At 55.4% G+C, this 446-nt stretch carries 1 protein-coding gene; it reads left to right on the plus strand.

Annotation, left to right across the window (positions count from 1 at the left end):
• Window positions 1–446 (plus strand): D-alanine--D-alanine ligase family protein (locus ACYP03_RS24145; RefSeq protein WP_459782385.1); only part of this gene is annotated, 446 nt, incomplete at both ends.

Raw genomic sequence — 446 nt, forward strand, 5'->3', positions numbered from 1 at the left:
TTATTGCCCTGCATGGCAGCCTGGGAGAAAGCGGCCATATTCAGGGGTTGCTGGACTGGCTGAAAATTCCTTATACCGGCAGCGGCCTGGCCACATCGGCGCTGTGTCTCAATAAGCGGCGTACACGCCAGATATTGGCCCAGCACGGTTTTCACTATGCCAATTGGGTTGCTGTTGATCGTCAGCAGTCGCTGCAAGAGATTCAGTCGGCAGCCGATACCATAGGCTATCCCTTAGTGGTGAAACCCAGCTCTCAGGGTTGCAGCATAGGGGTATCGAAAGTGGAATCCAGTGACGAGCTGGAGGCCGCGGTGATGCAGGCCTTGGAATACGACCATGATATCCTGCTTGAGGCTTTCATCTCCGGCCGGGAATATACCTGCGGTATCCTGGGTGACACCGCACTGCCCGTGGTGCAGATCCGCTCTGATACTTTCTTTGACTGG

Source organism: Photobacterium sp. R1 (assembly GCF_054600795.1).